Annotated in this window: 17 protein-coding genes; 11 read left to right on the plus strand and 6 right to left on the minus strand. The window is 37.3% G+C overall.

Going from position 1 to position 19,670, the window contains the following annotated elements:
* Positions 1-14: 14 nt before the first annotated feature.
* The 5 genes from QUF93_RS05680 to glpT form a co-directional block, all read right to left on the minus strand.
* A complete protein-coding gene (locus QUF93_RS05680; RefSeq protein ID WP_289358113.1) occupies positions 15-920 on the minus strand; it encodes an ABC transporter permease in 906 nt (301 codons plus the stop codon).
* A gap of 18 nt (positions 921-938) precedes the next feature.
* Positions 939-1,907 (minus strand): oligopeptide ABC transporter permease, encoded by a 969-nt coding sequence (opp4B, locus tag QUF93_RS05685; protein WP_002116173.1) that lies wholly within the window; start codon positions 1,905-1,907, stop codon positions 939-941.
* Positions 1,908-1,921: 14 nt separating this feature from the next.
* Positions 1,922-2,848, minus strand: a complete 927-nt coding sequence (locus tag QUF93_RS05690; RefSeq protein WP_002116176.1) for an ABC transporter ATP-binding protein — start codon at positions 2,846-2,848, stop codon at positions 1,922-1,924.
* The gene (locus tag QUF93_RS05695; protein WP_289358114.1) at positions 2,835-3,854 is read right to left on the minus strand and encodes an ABC transporter ATP-binding protein; all 1,020 of its coding nucleotides are present in this window, start codon (positions 3,852-3,854) and stop codon (positions 2,835-2,837) included. The genes QUF93_RS05690 and QUF93_RS05695 overlap by 14 nt, the downstream gene beginning before the upstream one ends.
* A gap of 275 nt (positions 3,855-4,129) precedes the next feature.
* Positions 4,130-5,479: a glycerol-3-phosphate transporter gene (gene glpT / locus QUF93_RS05700; RefSeq protein WP_289358115.1), complete on the minus strand. Its 1,350-nt coding sequence runs from the start codon at positions 5,477-5,479 to the stop codon at positions 4,130-4,132.
* A gap of 271 nt (positions 5,480-5,750) precedes the next feature.
* On the opposite strand from glpT, the gene QUF93_RS05705 reads away from it, so the two are divergent.
* The 10 genes from QUF93_RS05705 (at position 5,751) to inhA2 (ending at position 17,133) form a co-directional block, all read left to right on the plus strand.
* The gene (locus QUF93_RS05705; protein ID WP_002116182.1) at positions 5,751-6,209 is read left to right on the plus strand and encodes a MarR family winged helix-turn-helix transcriptional regulator; all 459 of its coding nucleotides are present in this window, start codon (positions 5,751-5,753) and stop codon (positions 6,207-6,209) included.
* A 19-nt stretch (positions 6,210-6,228) separates the two neighbouring features.
* A complete protein-coding gene (locus tag QUF93_RS05710; protein WP_002116184.1) occupies positions 6,229-7,842 on the plus strand; it encodes an MDR family MFS transporter in 1,614 nt (537 codons plus the stop codon).
* 138 nt (positions 7,843-7,980) lie between these two features.
* The gene (rbsR, locus tag QUF93_RS05715; RefSeq protein WP_002116186.1) at positions 7,981-8,952 is read left to right on the plus strand and encodes a ribose operon transcriptional repressor RbsR; all 972 of its coding nucleotides are present in this window, start codon (positions 7,981-7,983) and stop codon (positions 8,950-8,952) included.
* Between the two features lie 13 nt (positions 8,953-8,965).
* Complete coding sequence (rbsK, locus tag QUF93_RS05720; RefSeq protein WP_289358116.1) at positions 8,966-9,862, plus strand: ribokinase; 897 nt, start codon at positions 8,966-8,968, stop codon at positions 9,860-9,862.
* On the plus strand, positions 9,859-10,254 hold the full coding sequence (gene rbsD / locus QUF93_RS05725) for a D-ribose pyranase (RefSeq protein ID WP_002116190.1): 396 nt from the start codon (positions 9,859-9,861) through the stop codon (positions 10,252-10,254). The genes rbsK and rbsD overlap by 4 nt, the downstream gene beginning before the upstream one ends.
* A gap of 18 nt (positions 10,255-10,272) precedes the next feature.
* Positions 10,273-11,757, plus strand: coding sequence for a ribose ABC transporter ATP-binding protein RbsA (gene rbsA, locus QUF93_RS05730; protein ID WP_289358117.1), 1,485 nt, complete (start codon positions 10,273-10,275; stop codon positions 11,755-11,757).
* Positions 11,758-11,760: 3 nt separating this feature from the next.
* Positions 11,761-12,696 carry an ABC transporter permease subunit gene (locus QUF93_RS05735; RefSeq protein ID WP_002116194.1) on the plus strand — a complete coding sequence of 312 codons (936 nt, stop codon included), beginning with the start codon at positions 11,761-11,763 and terminating at the stop codon, positions 12,694-12,696.
* Positions 12,697-12,710: 14 nt separating this feature from the next.
* Positions 12,711-13,634 carry a ribose ABC transporter substrate-binding protein RbsB gene (rbsB, locus tag QUF93_RS05740; RefSeq protein WP_002116197.1) on the plus strand — a complete coding sequence of 308 codons (924 nt, stop codon included), beginning with the start codon at positions 12,711-12,713 and terminating at the stop codon, positions 13,632-13,634.
* A 38-nt stretch (positions 13,635-13,672) separates the two neighbouring features.
* Positions 13,673-14,320, plus strand: a complete 648-nt coding sequence (gene fsa / locus QUF93_RS05745; protein WP_000667669.1) for a fructose-6-phosphate aldolase — start codon at positions 13,673-13,675, stop codon at positions 14,318-14,320.
* A gap of 419 nt (positions 14,321-14,739) precedes the next feature.
* Positions 14,740-17,133: a M6 family metalloprotease immune inhibitor InhA2 gene (gene inhA2, locus QUF93_RS05750; RefSeq protein ID WP_289358118.1), complete on the plus strand. Its 2,394-nt coding sequence runs from the start codon at positions 14,740-14,742 to the stop codon at positions 17,131-17,133.
* Positions 17,134-17,224: 91 nt separating this feature from the next.
* Here inhA2 and QUF93_RS05755 read toward each other — a convergent pair whose 3' ends face one another.
* Entirely contained in the window at positions 17,225-18,391 is a 1,167-nt protein-coding gene (locus tag QUF93_RS05755; protein ID WP_289358119.1) for an MFS transporter, read from the minus strand.
* 225 nt (positions 18,392-18,616) lie between these two features.
* Between QUF93_RS05755 and bdhA the strand changes: the two genes are divergently transcribed.
* On the plus strand, positions 18,617-19,669 hold the full coding sequence (bdhA, locus tag QUF93_RS05760; RefSeq protein WP_002116204.1) for a (R,R)-butanediol dehydrogenase: 1,053 nt from the start codon (positions 18,617-18,619) through the stop codon (positions 19,667-19,669).
* The last annotated feature ends 1 nt before the right edge of the window (position 19,670 follow it).

Genomic DNA, 19,670 nt, shown 5'->3' on the forward strand with positions numbered 1-19,670 from the left:
AACTTCTCCACCCCTTATCCTTTTCTTTGTCTCGCATCAGCCGCACGCTTTAACGCTTGACCAATAAAATTTATACACAGCATCAACACTAAAATCATGATCGATGCGGGTAACCAAATCCACCATTTTTCTTGCAATACATCTGGGTTTGTTGCGTAACTTACAAGTGTACCAAGACTCGGTGTGCTTTCTGGTAGACCGAAGCCTAAGTAAGTTAAACTAGATTCAATCCCGATGTTACCAGCAAGATTTAATGTAATATTTACGATGATAATAGAACTTAAATTAGGTAATATTTGCTGGAAGATTATCTTCCAATTTGGTGTTCCTAACGTTTTTGATGCAGATACATAATCAAGTTCCTTCTCAGTCAATACTTTAGATCTTATAAGTCTTGCTTTTCCGACCCATAAGAAGGTAGTCATTATGAGAATAAATGTTGTAATATTGAAAGTTGGAACGAGTGAGATAAACACGATAACAATCATTAAGAATGGTAAAATCATCATGAAATCGATGAAACGCATAATGATGTTATCTACAACACCTCCAAAATAGCCAGCAATTAGTCCCATCGTAAGACCAATCATAGTTGATAAAAGAGTAATAGCTAAGCCAACTGTAAAGGAGTTACGTGTACCAATAATTAATTGTCCGAAAATATCACGGCCTCCATAATCAGTTCCTAACCAATGTTCAGCAGAAGGAGGATCGTAAATGGCAAACAGATCGACTCGGACGATATCTTCTTGCTTCATAATAAATGAAGTTGCATAAACGGCTATTAATATTAAAGCTAAAAAGAATAGGGAAAACATTGCTAGTTTATCTTTACGAAATTCTCGCCACATAATGGAGAAACCAGAAGGGCTCTTTTCGTAATGAATGACTTCAGTTTGTTTTTCAGGATTTGCTAACATAACGTTTCTTCACCTCCATTAATCAATACGAATACGTGGATCAACGATGCTTAGAATAATATCGGAAAGAAGAGTCCCGAGTAGCGTTGCGAATCCAGTAAATAATACAAGAGCAGTTACGACACTGAAATCACGTTGAGTGATAGATTGGAAAAATAGTTGTCCAATTCCTGGGTAGCCGAAAATATTTTCTAGAATGATAGAGCCCCCAACTAAACCTGTAATTTCATATCCTAAAAATGCTGCAATTGGTAAAAATGAGTTTCGTAAAATATGTCTTGAATATACTTTAGATTCTGGTACACCTTTTGCTTTTACCGTGCGTACAAAATCTTTATGTTTCGTATCAATAATTTCACTTCGTAAATATTGTACAGTTCCTACTGTTCCAATTAATGCCCCAGATAAAGCTGGTAAAATCATATGATTGAATTTACTTAAATAGTAATCAAATGATCCGGCTGCAACTTGTGGATCAACGCTACCACTCGTAGGGAAAATTGGATATAAAAAGCCGAATAAGAATAACATTACTAATCCGAAAATAAAGAGTGGTGTACCGAATCCTAAAAAGTTATAGAGTGTAATGAGTCGATCAGCCCATGTATCATTCCAACGTCCACTTATAACCCCAAGTGGAATAGCAATTAAGTAAGTAAGAATAAGAATAAGAAGAGCTAACAGTACTGTATTGCCAAGACGTTCCCCAATAATATCTGTTACTTTCAATTTATGAGCATAAGAAATACCGAAATCCCCTTGTACAGCATTTGAAATCCAGTGTACATATTGAGTAGGAAGAGGATCATTTAAACCTAGTTTTTCACGTTGTTCTTCAATCACTTTTGGATCCGCTTTTGGGTTTGCTAGTTCAGCGCCACTTAATGCATCACCTGGCATTGCCTTAGCAAGTGTAAAGACGAGTACACTTAATATGAATAATTGCGGTATCATAACTAAAACCCGGCGTAATATAAATTTCCACATGTTTTATCACTCCCTTATGGTAATGCCACCCGGTGAGTTGGCGAGATTGGTTTTAAATCGTAAGCACGACCGTTTTCATTGAAATAGTTTTCGTACGATTTTTCGTACTCAGAGCTTACTTGCTGACGTAATTTACGCTGCTGTTCTCGGTTTTCAGGACGAATATCAGGAATTGCTGATATTAGGCGTTTCGTATAGATGTGCTGCGGATTTTTATAAATCTCGGAGCTGGTCGCTTCTTCAACAAGTCGCCCACGATACATTACACCGATGCGGTCGCACATATGGCGAATTACACCTAAATCGTGACTAATAAATAAATACGTTAATCCGAGTTCAGCTTGCAAATCTTGTAAGAAGTTTAAAACTTGAGCTTGTACAGAAACGTCTAGTGCAGATACTGGCTCATCGGCGATAATAAGCTTTGGTTTTAATGTAAGTGCGCGCGCAATACCAATCCGCTGTCTTTGTCCACCGGAAAATTCATGTGGATATTTATAAATAGACTCTGGATTTAACCCAACTTTATCAAGGTATTCTTGAACTGCTCTACGTTCTTCATCAGGTGAGAGCTTTTCAAAATTTCGAAGAGGCTCGGCAATAATATCGATAACACGTTTTTTCGGATTTAATGATGAATACGGATCTTGGAAAATCATTTGGATATCTTTTCGTTGTTCTCTTAACTCAGAGCGGCTTAACTTCGTTAAATCTCTATTATTAAAATGAATGCTACCGCCTGTCGCTTTCGTTAAGTGCATAATTGCTTTACCCGTTGTTGATTTGCCGCTACCTGATTCACCAACGATTCCGTATGTTTCACCAGGTTGTAATTCAAAACTTACGCCATCAACAGCACGTACGTAGTCTAATGTGCGACCGAAAATACCACCTTTAATTGGAAAGTGTACTTTTAAATCTTCTACTTTAAGCAGTGCCATGAGTTACGTCATCTCCTTTCTTATGTTGGAAGTTGAAGTGCTTATAGCAAGTACAACGTACCCAATGGTCTGGTTTTACTTCATGTAAAACTGGATTTTCCTCATGTTGATCGGGTCTAACCCATGGAATTCGGGTTTGGAAGCGGCAACCTGTGCGAGGAAGTTTCGCTAATGATGGAACAACCCCTTGAATCACATGTAATTTTTCTTTTTCAGCATATGCAGATGGAATAGAGTTTAATAAAGAGCGTGTATACGGATGAAGAGGGTTATTAAATATCTCTTCAACATTGCCTGTTTCTACAATTTGTCCAGCGTACATAACGACGATACGATCGGCTGTTTCTGCAACAACACTTAAATCATGTGTAATTAAAATGATGCCCATTTTCGTTTGTTCTTGAATAGATTTCAGTAAGTCTAAAATTTGTGCTTGGATGGTTACGTCAAGAGCTGTTGTTGGCTCATCTGCAATAATGAGTGCTGGGTTACAAGCAATCGCAATTGCGATTACAATTCTTTGTCTCATTCCGCCAGATAATTCATGTGGGTATTGTTTATATGTAAGTTCTGGTTTTGGAATACCAACTTGATGGAGTAGTTCTAAGGTGCGTTCTTTCTTTTCTACTTTCGAAAGGTTTGTGTGGTAGTCTAAGTTTTCTTCGATTTGTTTTCCAACTGTCATAAGAGGATCGAGTGCTGTAAGAGGTTCTTGGAAAATCATTCCGATATTTGAACCGCGTACTTTATTTATTTCAGCGGTTGACATGCTCAGTAAATCCTTATCTCTATAATAAATCTCCCCTTGTAATTTTGTGTTTGCCTCATTATGCAGTCGCATAATGGAAAGGGCAAGTGCACTTTTCCCGCATCCTGACTCACCAACAACCGCGACAATTTCATTTTCATGAACAGTTAATGAAACATCGTCAACTGCTGCATGATACTGATCTTGTATGCGAAAGGAAGTCTGTAAGTTTTCAATACGAAGAAGTGGATTCTTCATGGCTATCCCTCCATCTTTTCTGAAAAAACTAAATATTGTGTATGTTGTTGTTATTTTAATATAAAATGACATTGTTTGACAAGAGTAAATATTCAAAAATCTTTTTATATAGAGATGAAATGCAGTAACATAGGCATAAAAAACCTTCTCAGAACGCTAATAATAATAAAGTGGATTGATGAATTATTTGTAAGAAAAAAGTAGTATATGTAGAAAAAAGAGAGGTGTTCTGGAAAGAACTTCCTCTCTTTTCTTTGTAAGTATAATATTAGTGTTTAAGCTTGTTTTTGTTTTGCAGATCCTGTATTTAAAGTAAGAGCAAGGAAGAACATTGCAAGCACACAAGAAGCAAGGAGCAAAATGAATCCGCCGTCCCATCCGAATCCATCTACAATAAAGCCCATAGCTGCGCTAGCAAAAGTAGCTCCACCTAGGTAACCGAAGAACCCAGTTAAACCAGCGGCAGTTCCAGCAGCTTTTTTTGGTGCTAAGTCTAGCGCGTGTAGACCAATTAACATAACAGGTCCGTAAATTAAAAATCCAATTGAGACAAGTGCGATACTATCAACCATTGGATTACCAGGAGGGTTTAGCCAGTAAACAAGAACTGCGATAAATACACCAACCATAAATAAAATACCAGCAGGTGCGCGGCGTCCTTTAAATAGTTTATCACTCATCCATCCGCAAAGAAGCGTGCCTGGAATACCAGCCCATTCATATAGAGCGTAAGCTGTACGTGAGCTACTATGGGTAAAGCTTTTTTCCTCTACTAAATAAGTAGGAGCCCAGTCTACAACGCCGTAACGAACGAAATAAACAAAAACGTTAGCGATAGCGATGTACCATAAAAACTTATTGTTTAATATATATTTAAATAAAATTTCCTTTACTGAAAGTTCGCGTTCGCGATCTTTTACTTTTTCATTTGATGGATATTCCCCAGTATGTTCTTCAATAGAAGGCAATCCGCAAGATTGAGGTGTATCTCTCATCGTAATTAATACATAAATCCCAACTAAAATCGAAAGAATACCTGGGAAGTAAAATATACTTTTCCAGTCATTTGCAAAGAAATATAAGCCTAATGTAACGAGAGAAGGCATAAGTGCGCCACCGACATTATGAGCGACGTTCCAAATAGACATTTTTGTACCACGTTCACTAACGGAGAACCAGTGAACCATCGTACGGCCACAAGGAGGCCATCCCATACCTTGTACCCATCCGTTTAAAAACTGAAGTACAAACATAAGTGTAATGCTCGTTGTAATGAAAGAAAATGAGCCGAAAATAATATTAATGATACCTGATAAAAATAGCCCAGCTGCTAAAAAATAGCGAGGATTACAACGATCGGATACGATACCCATAAGAAATTTACTTAATCCGTAAGCGATAGATACTGCTGAAAGGATAACTCCAAGTTCCCCTTTACTAAAGCCTTGTTCGATTAAGTATGGCATTGCGAGTGAAAAGTTTTTTCGAACAAAGTAGTAACCCGCATAACCGATGAAGATGCCTAAGAATACTTGTAAACGCAATTTACGATATTCGCTATCAGTGCGATCAGCAGGTAAGCGTTCTGCGTGGGGCGCAGGTTTAAATAATTGTGTGAAAAACATAAAATAAAAATCCTCCCCTAATTAATTGGAAGCGTTTTAAGACAGAGAGAATACAAAAAGGCTATGAAATATAAAAAAGTTCCCTTTTTTATGATTCATAGCCGTATACTCCGATTCTCCGTGACTGTCAATATTAACTTCGACGAAAATTATACAACTTTGTGACAGAAATGTAAACGTTTTTATGAAGAAAGTTGTTGACGTATTTTGTTTGTGGGATTAATATTTAAATACGTTAAATATTTTATTGCTTAAATAAGAGGTGGATAACATGACAAATGACATGACTCATATTGATAAGATTCAAGCTCTTACATTCGCTATAGGAAAGAAAATGCAAACAGAGCTATTAGAACAAATGCAAGCATCAGGACTTACACCACCGCAGTTTTATATTTTAAAGATTTTAGATCATTATGGAGCTTCAAGAGCGACACAATTAGCGGAAAAAATGTACGTAAAACCGAGTGCAATTACAGTAATGATTGATCGTTTAATTGATCATGGGTTAGTAGAGCGCTATCACGACGATAATGATCGCCGCGTAGTTGTCATTGAGCTAACTAAAAAGGGGAAAGATACAGTAGAAAAGGCGATGGCGGCTCGTAATGAGCATATTGCAAAATATTTTTCACACTTAGAATTACAAGAGAGGGAAGATTTGTTACGCCTCTTTGAAAAGCTAGAAACAATTATTTGCGGGACACCAGAGAAAAAAGAGAAAAACTAAGAGGAATTGAGGAGATTACATGGAGCAACAAGAAAATCAGAATAGAAAGTTGTTGTTAATCGGTTTAGTAATCGCGATGCTATTTGCTGCATTGGACGGAACAATCGTTGGTACAGCAATGCCGCGTATCGTCGGTGAACTAGGCGGATTAAGTTTAATGACATGGTTAACAACAGCTTACATGTTAACATCAACAACGGTTGTACCGATTGCAGGTAAATTAGCGGATTTACTTGGGCGTCGTAACGTATATATAGCAGGATTAATTATCTTTATGGTTGGTTCAGCGTTATGTGGTATGGCAAACGGTATGACAGAATTAATTATTTTCCGTGGTATTCAAGGTCTTGGTGGCGGTATTATGATGCCAATGGCTATGATTATTATCGGGGATATGTTCACGGGTAAAGAACGTGCCAAATGGCAAGGTATTTTCGGTGCATTATACGGTCTTGCTTCTGTAATTGGACCACAAGTTGGTGGTTGGATTGTAGACGCAGTGAACTGGAGATGGGTATTCTATATTAACTTACCAGTTGGTATTTTAGCGACAATCTTTATCGCAATGGGATTAAAAGCACATAAACAAACAGGACCAATTAAAATTGATATCGCTGGAATCTTCACGATGATTCTCGGTGTTGTAAGTTTATTACTTGCGTTAACGTTTGGTGGGAAAGATTATGCATGGGGTTCTTGGCAAATTATCGGGTTATTTGCACTAGCTGCCATTGGTATTGTTAGCTTTATTATCGTTGAAACGAAGGCTGAAGAACCAATTTTACCGATGCATTTCTTTAAAAACCGCACATTTACAATACTGAATGCGATCGGTTTCTTTATGAGTATCGGAATGTTTGGAGCAATTATGTTCGTACCGTTCTTTATGCAAGGAATTGTAGGCGTAAGTGCTGCTGAATCAGGAACGATTATGACACCGATGATGATTACAATGATCGTTATGAGTATTATCGGTGGTCAACTTGTATTAAAAGTTGGTGTGAAACCACAAATTATTACAGGGATGCTTATTATGGCTGGTGGTTTTTGGTTATTAACAACGATGGATATGCACACAACTAAGCTTACAGCTACTTCTTATATGATGGTTATCGGTTTAGGAATGGGTCTTGTTATGCCAACATTAACATTGGCGTTACAAGAAAGTTTCCCGAAAAAAGATCTTGGTGTTGTAACATCATCAAGTCAATTCTTCCGTCAAATCGGTGGAACATTCGGTATTACAATTTTAGGATCAATTATGAATAACACTTCAGGTACAACATTAACAAATAAATTAGTACCTGTACTAGATACATTCCCGAAAGAAGCGGGACAAATGGTAACAAAATTTAAAGATATGATTCATACAGACCCACAAGGTCTATATTCGATGCTCTTTAATCCAGAAGCATTAAAACAAATGCCAGAAGCATTCTCTAGTAGCATCGTACCAATTTTAAAAACCTCTTTAGTAGACTCACTTCATACTGTATTCTTAACAGGATTAGTATTTATCGTAGTAGGTGCCATCTTCACGATTTTCTTACAGAAGATTAAACTATCTGATCGAAAAAAAGGTGCTGAAGAGCCTGCAGTAGAAGAGAAAGAACAAACTGTATCATATTCGTAATGAAAAAGCATCGCCTTATGGCGGTGCTTTTTTTGAGTATAACCTTAAAAGCTTTTTAGTGAGAAATGATTGACGTATTTTTATAAATGCGTTATATTATTTTGTGTAAACGGTTACATGAAATGAGGAGAAAAGAGAATGAGTACGATTAAAGACGTTGCAAAATTAGCAGGGGTATCTGTTGCGACCGTTTCCAGAGTGTTAAATAAAAATGGATATGTTCATGAGGATACATTAAAGAAAGTAGAGCGAGCAATTGAAATGCTAGATTATAAGCCTAGTACAGTAGCACGTTCTTTATATAATAAAAAATCTCGTTTAATTGGCTTAGTTGTTCCGAATATCGTAAATCCATTCTTTCCAGAAGTTGCACGTGCCGTAGAAGATGTAGCACATAAGCAAGGTTACACAGTTGTCCTTTGTAACTCTGATGAAAGTTTAGAAAAAGAGAAACAATATATTGATGTACTTAGACAAAATAATGTGGATGGGTTTATTGTAGCAACGAATCCACAAAATAGTGTTAATTACATGAATTTGTCTATTCCAGTTGTTGCGATTGACCGTATGTTTAATGAGCGCATTCCTACTGTATATGCAGATAACTATGCAGGGAGTCAGGCGGCGACAAAGTTATTAATAGACAAAGGTTGTAAACATATTGCACATATTCGCGGACCACGTGATGTGAGCACAGCTAATGAACGTTTTGAAGGTTTTGTAGACGTTATTACGCAAAAAAATCTTTCTTATATGATTGCAGAGAGTACATTCGATCCAGCTAATAGTGAACAGGTCGCGGTGGAATTATTAGAAGAATATCCGCATATTGATGGGATTGTTGCTGGGAATGATTTAATTGCAATTGGTATTGTAAAGGCTGCCTTGCAAAAGGGGATTTCTATTCCAGACGATTTACAAATTATCGGATTCGATGGAATTTCTTTAACAGAAATGATGTATCCATCTATTACAACTGTTGCACAGCCAATTTATGAAATGGGGAAAATTGCAACAGAATTGTTGTTAGAGCAGATGAAAGGCAATCCATTAGAAGAGAAACACTATCGTTTACCGATTGAAATTATAGAACGAAATACAACGAAGTAAGGAGATGAGACAGATGCCAAATATTGCAGTAGTAGGTAGTATTTCAATGGACTTAGTGGCTGTTTCAAAAATACGGCCGAAAGCAGGAGAAACGGTAATTGGTGAAGCGTTTCATACGATCCCAGGTGGAAAAGGAGCCAACCAAGCAGTTGCTGCAGCTAGATTAGGAGCAAATGTAGCGATGGTTGGTGCAGTAGGAAATGATGATTACGGAACAGTAGTTAGAAAAAATTTAGAGAACGAACGAGTTTTTATCGACTATGTGGTACCGGTTACAGATAGAACGACTGGAATTGCTCATATCGTTTTAGCAGAAGAGGATAACAGTATTGTTGTCGTACAAGGAGCAAATGCTCTTGTAAATGAGTCGATTGTAGATCGTTCAAAAGACCTTCTTGTAAAAGCAGATATGGTTGTTCTTCAACTAGAGATTCCGCTGGAAACAGTAAAATACGTTCTGGCAATTTGTGAGGAGCATAAAATTCCGGTTATGTTGAATCCAGCTCCAGCACAAGTTTTATCAGAAGACATTTTAGAAAAGGCAACGTACATTACGCCAAATGAACATGAATGTCGCATTGTATTAGATGATTTTACGTCACCAATCGAGGATTTATTGGCAAAATACCCAAATAAACTATTGATGACTGAAGGATCTAATGGTGTTCGTTTCCATAATGGTACGGAGATTGTACATGTTCCTGGTATTGCAGTTGATGTAGTGGATACGACTGGAGCGGGCGATACATTTAACGGCGCGTTAGCAGTTGCGCTTTCTGAAGGAGAAACACTTCAAAAAGCAATTCGTTTTGCGAACATTGCTGGTGGTCTTTCTGTAACGAAACTTGGTGCACAAGGCGGTATGCCAACGAGAGATAGAGTACGTGAAGTGCAGGTGATTATCGGATGAAAAAGCACGGTGTATTAAATAGCGAAATCGCTGCAGTCCTTGCTTCACTTGGACATACAGATACGATCGTAATTGCTGATTGCGGGTTACCTATTCCTGATGGAGTAAAACGAATCGATTTAGCAGTAGAAATTGGAAAACCTAGTTTTTTAGACGTATTACAAGTTGTTGCTGATGATATGGCAATTGAAAAAGTGACATTAGCAGAAGAAGTCATTACAAATAATGAAGAAGTAAATAAAGAAGTTGAGATGCGATTAATAGAGCCAGCATTTGAATATGTGTCTCATAAGGAATTTAAAGAGTATACAAAGAGAGCGAAGGCGATTATTCGTACTGGAGAAGCAACGCCTTACGCGAATGTTATTTTACATGCAGGCGTGATTTTTTAACAAAGGGATGTGATGAGAATGCACATTGAAATGAAAAATATTTCAAAAGCGTTCAATGGTAATCCTGTTCTAAAAAACGCACAGTTTATGATTGAAACAGGAGAAGTCCATGCATTGATGGGGGAAAATGGAGCGGGGAAATCGACGCTCATGAAGATTTTAACAGGTGTATATAAAAAAGACAGTGGAACAGTCACGATTGATGGGAAAGAACGAACTTTTAAAAATGCGAAAGAAGCAGAAGAGTATGGTATTGCATTTATCCATCAAGAGTTGAACATATTACCGAATTTAACGGTAGCTGAAAATATGTTTCTTGGAAAAGAGTTAATGTATGGGAAAACAGGTATTTTACGTACGCGTCAAATGAATGCGATTGCCCAGCAGCAATTGGGGAACCTTGGTCTACAAGTGAAAGGTTCTATGCTAGCGGGTGAATTATCTGTTGGACAACAGCAAATTATTGAAATTGCTAAAGCATTAATGACAAAGGCGAGCGTTATTATTATGGATGAACCTACAGCGGCATTAACAGATCGCGAAATTGAAACTCTGTTTATTGTTATTAATAAATTACGTAAAGAGGGCGTTTCATTCGTTTATATTTCACACCGGATGGAAGAAATTTTTTCAATATGTGATGCTATTACGATTTTGCGTGATGGAGAATATGTAGGGAAAAGATTAATTCCGGAGACATCATTTGATGAAGTAGTTAGCATGATGGTGGGTCGCAGTATTGGTGAACGTTATCCAGAACGAAATAGTCAAATTGGCGAAGTGATTTTTGAAATGCGTAACGGAACGAAAAAGGGGAAATTTGAAAATGTTTCGTTTCAAGTTAGAAAAGGTGAAATCCTTGGTGTTGCGGGCTTGATGGGAGCTGGTCGCACGGATATTATGAAAGCAATATTTGGATATGAACCGCTTGATTCAGGACAAATTTTTATGAATGGACAAGAAGTAAAAATTGATAGTCCAATTGATGCGATTAGACAACGAATTGCCTTTATTACAGAGGATAGAAAATCTGAAGGGCTTGTGTTAGATTTTTCGATTCGTGAAAATTTATCTTTACCAAATTTAGAAAGTCTTTCAAAGGGAAGCGTTGTTAATAAAGGTTTAGAACAGCAATTTACAGAGGATATGATGAAGCTTCTCAATGTGAAAGCAGCAAACGGAGAGCAAGCTGTAAAATCTCTTTCTGGTGGAAATCAGCAAAAGATTGTAATTGCAAAATGGTTAGGTATTCATCCGCAGTTACTCATTTTAGATGAACCAACAAGAGGTGTAGACGTTGGGGCTAAAAAAGAGATCTACTCTATTATGAATAAGCTTACTGAGCAAGGAGATGCCGTTATTATGGTATCGTCTGAGCTTCCAGAAGTTTTAGGAATGAGTGATCGTGTTCTCGTCATTCATGAAGGGAAAATCGCTGGTATTTTAGAGAAAGATCAGGCATCGCAAGAGTCTATTATGGCACTAGCTACAGGGGGAGAGTAAGATATGGCTAAGAAGGGGAATGTATTACAACAACTTGGTTCTTTAATCGGTTTAGTGTTAATTATCGTAGTAATTACAGCTTTAAATCCAGCATTTATTGAACTTCCAAATTTATTTAATATACTGCGCCAAGTATCGATTAATGCACTTATTGCATTTGGAATGACCTTCGTTATTTTAACTGGGGGTATTGACTTATCGGTAGGTTCTATTTTAGCATTATCAAGTGCACTTGTTGCCGGAATGATGGCAAGTGGCATGGATCCGTTCCTTGCGATGGCAGTTGGATTATTAGCAGGTCTTGTAATGGGGATTGTAAACGGTATCATTATTGCGAAGGGAAAAGTAGCTCCATTTATTGCGACTTTAGCAACAATGACTATTTTTCGCGGGTTGACGCTTGTTTATATGGACGGACGTCCGATCACTGGTCTTGGTGATCATTTAATGTTCCAAATGTTTGGTCGTGGTTATTTCCTTGGTATTCCTGTGCCAGCCGTTACAATGATGATCGCTTTTGCAGTACTGTACTTTATTTTAAAGAAAACAACGTTTGGTCGCCGTACGTTTGCGATTGGTGGAAATGAAGAAGCGGCAGCTTTATCAGGTATTAATGTTACGAGAATTAAAGTAATGATTTACGGTCTTTCCGGAATTTTGGCAGCGCTTGCAGGTATTATCTTAACATCAAGATTAGATTCTGCACAGCCAACTGCTGGTACTTCTTACGAATTAGATGCAATTGCTGCAGTTGTACTAGGAGGAACGAGTCTTTCTGGTGGAAGAGGATGGATTGTTGGTACACTCATCGGTGTGCTTATCATTGGTGTGCTAAATAATGGTTTGAATTTATTAGGCGTATCTTCTTTCTTCCAACAAGTTGTAAAAGGACTTGTAATCTTATTAGCTGTACTAATTGATCGTCGAAAAGAAGCGTAATGGAGGGACAATTCATGAAAAAATGGTTACTGATACTCGTTGCATGCATCATGGTAGTTACTGCTGGTTGTTCAATGGAACCACCAGAATGGGCAAAGGATTCTAGCGATAAAGGTCGAAATAAAACTATTAAAGTTGGATTTTCTGTTTCAACTTTAAATAATCCATTTTTCGTCACGTTGAAAAAAGGTGCAGAAAAGAAAGCGAAAGATAGCGGCATTGAATTAATTGCTGTTGATGCACAAAATGATGCAGCGAAGCAAACAAACGATGTTGAAGATTTAATTCAAAAAGGTGTCGATGTAGTTGTTATTAATCCAACCGATTCAGATGCTGTTGCTTCAGCGGTAAGTGCAGCTAATGCAGCTAATGTTCCTGTTATTACAGTAGACCGAGTTGCGAATTCAGGTAAAGTTGTTTCTCACATTGCGTCCAACAATGTTGAAGGTGGTCAAATGGCTAGTGATTACATTCGGGAATTAGTTGGTGAAGGAACAAATGTTGCTGAGTTAGAAGGAATCCCTGGATCGTCTGCTGCTCGTGAGCGTGGGAAAGGATTCCATAACGTAGCTGATAAGTCTTTAAAAGTAGTAGCAAAACAAGCAGCTGATTTCGATCGTGCAAAAGGGTTATCCGTTATGGAAAATATTTTGCAAGCAAATAGCGATATAAAAGCAGTGTTTGCTCATAACGATGAAATGGCATTAGGCGCACTTGAGGCATTAAAATCTGCTGGCAAAACAGATGTGGTTGTTGTTGGGTTTGATGCAACAGAAGACGCTGTAAAAGCGGTTAACGATGGGCGTATGGCAGCAACAGTCGCTCAAAAACCGGAATTAATCGGAGAGAAGGCGATGGAAACAGCAAAAGAGATAACACAAGGTAAAAAAGTGGACAAGTTTATTCCGATTGAATTGGAGCTTATTAAGAAAAAATAAATAAATATAAAATGAAAATTAGGAAGGAAGAATAACAAATGAAATTTTTTATTGATACAGCAAACATTAACGAAATTAAAGAGGCAAATGCATTAGGTGTAGTAGCTGGAGTAACGACAAACCCATCACTTGTAGCAAAAGAAGGCGTAGATTTCCATGAGCGTATTCGTGAAATTTGCAGCTTTATAGAAGGACCTGTAAGCGCAGAAGTAATTAGCTTAGAAGCTGATAAAATGATTGAAGAAGGAAAAGAATTAGCAAAAATCGCTCCAAATGTAGTCGTAAAAGTTCCAATGACAACAGAAGGTTTAAAAGCAGTAAAAGCATTCTCTGATTTAGGAATTCGTACAAATGTTACATTAGTATTCTCAGCAGTGCAAGCATTACTTGCAGCTCGCGCTGGTGCGACATACGTTTCACCGTTCTTAGGTCGCCTAGATGATATCGGTCATAACGGTATGGACTTAATCCGCCAAATCGCAGAAATCTTTGCAATTCACGGCATTGAAACAGAAATCATTGCAGCATCTGTACGCCACAGTGTGCACGTAACAGAAGCAGCATTAAATGGTTCACATATTGCAACAATTCCAGCAAACGTAATTGCTTCATTAGTGAAGCACCCGTTAACAGATCAAGGAATTGAGAAATTCTTAGCTGATTGGGAAAAAACACAAGAGAAATAACAGAAAATCGAGAATCCTAGTTTAATTGACTAGGGTTCTTTTTTATTTAAAAGAATTTTCATGCAATTTTGCATATTGTCTTTTAAATTTGTTATATAAGCTATTTAATATATATCAAATCACTTTTTATTTTTCATATTTCGACATAAAGTGAAACTTTAATCAGTGGGGGTTTTGTTCATCCCCCACTGATTATTAGCTCGCACCAATCGGGTTTTTACGGGCAGTAAGACTCCCACAAATAGCGGGATAAAAAGATAGAGGGTCTAACCAGAAAACTGGAGGGCATGATTCTATAACAGAAAGCTTAACGTTTATAGAATTATGCCTTTTTATATAGGGAGGGCAGAAAGTAGGGATTTCAATTTAAACGCACTTATTTATCTGAATTTTAAGTTTTATAAAAGGAGAGACAGAGGATGAAAAGAAAAGTTCCATTTAAAGTACTATCAACGTTAGCAATTGCGGCAACTATCGGATGCACATCTGTAATGAGTGCTCCGTTAGCATATGCAGAAACGCCAGCAAAAGAAAGTGTGTCTACAACGCCAATTGATCATAATTTAATTCAAGAAGATCGTTTAGCGGAAGCGTTGAAAGAAAGAGGAGCAATTAATCCAGCATCATCTAAAGAAGAGACGAAAAAGGCTGTAGAGCAATATATTGAAAAGAAACAAGGGGATCAGGCAAATAAAGAAATCCTTCCAGATGATGCTGCTAAAGAAGCATCTGATTTCGTAAAAAAGGTAAAAGAGAAAAAAATGGAAGAAAAGGAAAGAGTAAAGAAAACCGAAAAAAATGTTAGCCCTGATCAAAAGCCAGAGCCAAATAAAAAGCAATTGAATGGACAAGTTCCAACTTCTAAGGCAAAGCAAGCTCCGTATAAGGGATCTGTGCGATCTGATAAAGTATTAGTGCTACTCGTTGAATTTAGTGATTATAAACATAATAATATTGAACAAATACCAGGTTATATGTATTCGAAGGACTTTAGTAGAGAACATTATCAAAAGATGTTATTCGGCAAGGAACCGTACACATTATTTGATGGTTCGAAAGTAAAAACATTTAAACAATATTATGAAGAGCAGTCTGGTGGTAGTTATACGACAGACGGATATGTAACGGAGTGGCTAACTGTTCCAGGAAAAGCTGCTGATTACGGGGCTGATGGTAGCAGTGGTCATGATAATAAAGGGCCAAAAGGTGCACGTGATTTAGTGAAGGAAGCTTTAAGTGTGGCAGCTGAAAAGGGATTAGATTTATCTCAATTTGATCAATTCGATAGATATGATACAAATGGTGACGGTAATCAAAATGAATCTGACGGTGTAATTGATCATTTAATGGTAATCCATGCTGGTGTTGGTCAAGAAGCTGGTGGCGGTAAATTAGGTGATGATGCGATTTGGTCACATCGTTCAAAATTAGCAAGAGATCCAGTAGCGATTGAAGGTACACAATCAAAGGTAGATTACTTTGGTGGAAAAGTAGCAGCGCATGATTACACAATTGAACCAGAAGACGGTGCAGTAGGTGTGTTTGCACATGAATTTGGACATGACCTTGGTTTACCGGATGAATATGATACGAAGTACACTGGAACTGGATCACCAGTCGAAGCTTGGTCATTAATGAGTGGAGGTAGTTGGACAGGAAAAGTCGCAGGAACAGAGCCAACTAGTTTTTCTCCACAAAATAAAGACTTCTTACAAAAGAATATGGGCGGCAACTGGGCGAAAATTTTAGAAGTAGATTACGATAAAATTAAGCATGGTGTAGGAGTTCCTACATATATTGATCAAAGTGTTACAAAATCAAATCGTCCAGGTGTAGTACGTGTCAATTTACCAGATAAGAGTATTGAAACAATTAAGCCTGAGTTTGGAAAACAGGCATACTATAGTACAAGAGGCGATGATATTCATACGAAATTAGAAACACCGTTCTTTGATTTAACGAAGGGAACAAATGCAAAGTTTGATTATAAAGCGAATTATGAATTAGAAGCTGAGTGTGATTTCATCGAAGTACATGCTGTAACGGAAGATGGAACAAAAACATTGATTGATAGATTAGGAGAAAAGATAGTACAAGATGATAAAGATACAACAGATGGGAAATGGATTGATAAATCATACGATTTAAGTCAGTTCAAAGGGAAAAAAGTTAAACTACAATTCGACTATATTACAGATCCAGCTTTAACATATAAAGGTTTTGCAATGGATAATGTAAATGTAACAGTTGATGGACAAGTAGTATTTTCAGATGATGCAGAAGGACAAGATAAAATGAAATTAAATGGATTCGTTGTTTCTGATGGGACAGAAAAGAAACCTAATTATTATTATTTAGAGTGGAGAAACTATGCTGGGTCAGATAATGGATTAAAAGCGGGAAGAGGTCCGGTGTATAATACAGGTCTTGTCGTTTGGTATGCAGATGATAGCTTCAAAGATAACTGGGTAGGGGTGCATCCAGGTGAAGGATTCCTTGGCGTTGTAGACTCTCATCCAGAAGCATTAGTTGGCAATCTAAATGGGAAACCAGCTTACGGTAATACTGGAATGCAAATTGCAGATGCTGCATTTTCATTGGATCAAACGCCAGCATGGAGTGTAAATTCATTAACACGTGGACAGTTTAATTATACTGGATTACAAGGTGTTACAACATTTGATGATTCAAAAGTATACAGCAACAAACAAATTGCTGATGCAGGACGAAAAGTTCCAAACCTTGGTCTTAAATTCCAAGTTGTTGGACAAGCAGAGGATAAGTCTGCAGGTGCTGTTTGGATTAGACGTTAATAAAAAATGATGTAGGGAAAAGGAAAATTTCCTAGGAAATTGTCGAAGTCTTGTTTTTAATAAATAATTGATAAAAAAGACAATGATGAAATTAACCCATCATTGTCTTTTTTACTTTGCCTTTTACTTTGCTTCTTACATAAATCATTCCAGCAAATGTTAATAAGAATGCAGTTCCGATAACAAAGCTAGCGCTAGGTGATGCCCCGATTGCTCCAACTGTAAAGGATCCAGCAACAACTCCTAATGAGAAGAATGCATAAAACAATCCGAATGCTTTCCCTCGGTTACCATCTGTCGTATTTTCAACAAGTAAAGCATTAATTGCTGGGAAGAGGATAGCGAATCCAATTCCATAAATCATCATAACGATAAAGAGCATGCTTTTTGTTGCAAATAATCCAAGTAAAGATAATGCTAGTGCCATTACTGCAATCCCGATTAGCATTAGTTTTGAACGATTAAATCGATCGTAAATACGATTTGTTGGCAGTAAGAAGAAGAGGATAGCGGTAATTCCGAATACACTTAACATCATGCCTGTTGTAGATGCTTTAAGTGCTAACGCCTCAACTTTTACTGGTAACATATAAGTGACAATCCCTTGTGAAAACATTAGTGTGAAAGCACCAATATATGCTTGTAATAACGGTTCTGATTTCAATAGTTCAATCATATCTTTTTTGTTCATCATTTGTGTTCTTGATGTATCTTTTCTTGATACGTTATTTGGTAAGAAGAATAGAGATACGATTGTACCAAGGACCATTAAAATAGAAATCGTAATGAACACCCACTCTATACCAGCTGTCGCTTTCATAATGCCGCTGAAAGCAGGTCCTACGATTGCTGCTGTTCCAACAGCAGCACCAGATAGAGCCATTGCCTTACCTTGCCTTGCTGAATTTGTTTGTTTTGATAAAAACGTAAAGGCAGCAGGAATTAAAAATCCGTCACTAAAACCGTGCATAAAGCGCACAACTAATAGTTGTTCACCACTTTGAACAACGGTGTATAACAAGACTATGAAACTCGTAATTCCCATGCTTATATAAAGGATTTTTTTTGCGCCAAATTTATCGACAGCGGCTCCAGCAATAATATTACCGATCATATTAGCGAATGAGTACATACCGACAACTAGCCCGATAACAAGAGGGGTTCCTCCAAGACTTTGAGCGAAAGTACTCATAATAGGTAATTGTGAAAATGTATCTAAAAACGCTACGATAACAATAAAGTAAATAAAATATTTCAAGCGATATTCACCTCTCCTATGCTATTATGGCATAATGCTAATTTCAACCGCAATGAAATTGAATTAACAGATGTGGAAAAAAGTACAAAGTGACAAAATATTGAACGTTATTTGTTAAAAATTAGTGGAAATGAGATTGTTTTTTTGAAATATATGGATAGAAGTACTATAATAGATTTGTAAACTTCACCAGGTTAAGTATATACATAGAGAGGGATGTATAAAATGAAAGCATTACTTTGGCATAATCAACGTGATGTACGAGTAGAAGAAGTACCAGAACCAACTGTAAGACCAGGAGCAGTTAAGATTAAAGTTAAATGGTGTGGTATCTGCGGGACAGACTTGCATGAATATTTAGCAGGGCCTATCTTTATTCCGACAGAAGAACATCCATTAACACACGTAAAAGCACCGGTTATTTTAGGTCATGAGTTTAGTGGTGAGGTAGTAGAAATTGGTGAAGGAGTTACATCTCATAAAGTGGGAGACCGCGTTGTTGTAGAACCAATTTATTCTTGTGGAAAATGTGAGGCTTGTAAACATGGACATTACAATGTTTGTGAACAACTTGTTTTCCACGGTCTTGGCGGGGAAGGCGGTGGTTTCTCTGAATATACAGTAGTACCAGAAAATATGGTTCATCATATTCCAGATGAAATGACGTATGAACAAGGGGCGCTTGTAGAACCAGCAGCAGTAGCAGTTCATGCAGTACGTCAAAGTAAATTAAAAGAGGGAGAAGCTGTAGCCGTATTTGGTTGTGGTCCGATTGGGCTTCTTGTAATCCAAGCAGCAAAAGCAGCAGGAGCAACTCCTGTTATCGCAGTGGAACTTTCTAAAGAACGTCAAGAGTTAGCGAAATTAGCAGGTGCGGATTACGTATTAAATCCAGCTACTCAAGATGTATTAGCAGAAATTCGCAACTTAACAAATGGCTTAGGTGTAAATGTTAGCTTTGAAGTAACAGGTGTTGAAGTTGTACTTCGTCAAGCGATTGAAAGTACAAGCTTTGAAGGCCAAACTGTAATTGTTAGTGTATGGGAAAAAGATGCAACAATTACTCCGAACAACCTTGTATTAAAAGAAAAAGAAGTTATCGGTATTCTTGGATATCGTCATATATTCCCAGCTGTTATTAAATTAATTAGCTCTGGCCAAATTCAAGCAGAGAAATTAATTACGAAAAAAATTACAGTGGACCAAGTTGTTGAAGAAGGCTTTGAAGCACTTGTAAAAGATAAAACGCAAGTGAAAATTCTTGTTTCACCTAAATAAT

The organism is Bacillus hominis, assembly GCF_030348325.1.
Classification (GTDB): Bacteria; Bacillota; Bacilli; order Bacillales; family Bacillaceae_G; genus Bacillus_A; species Bacillus_A hominis.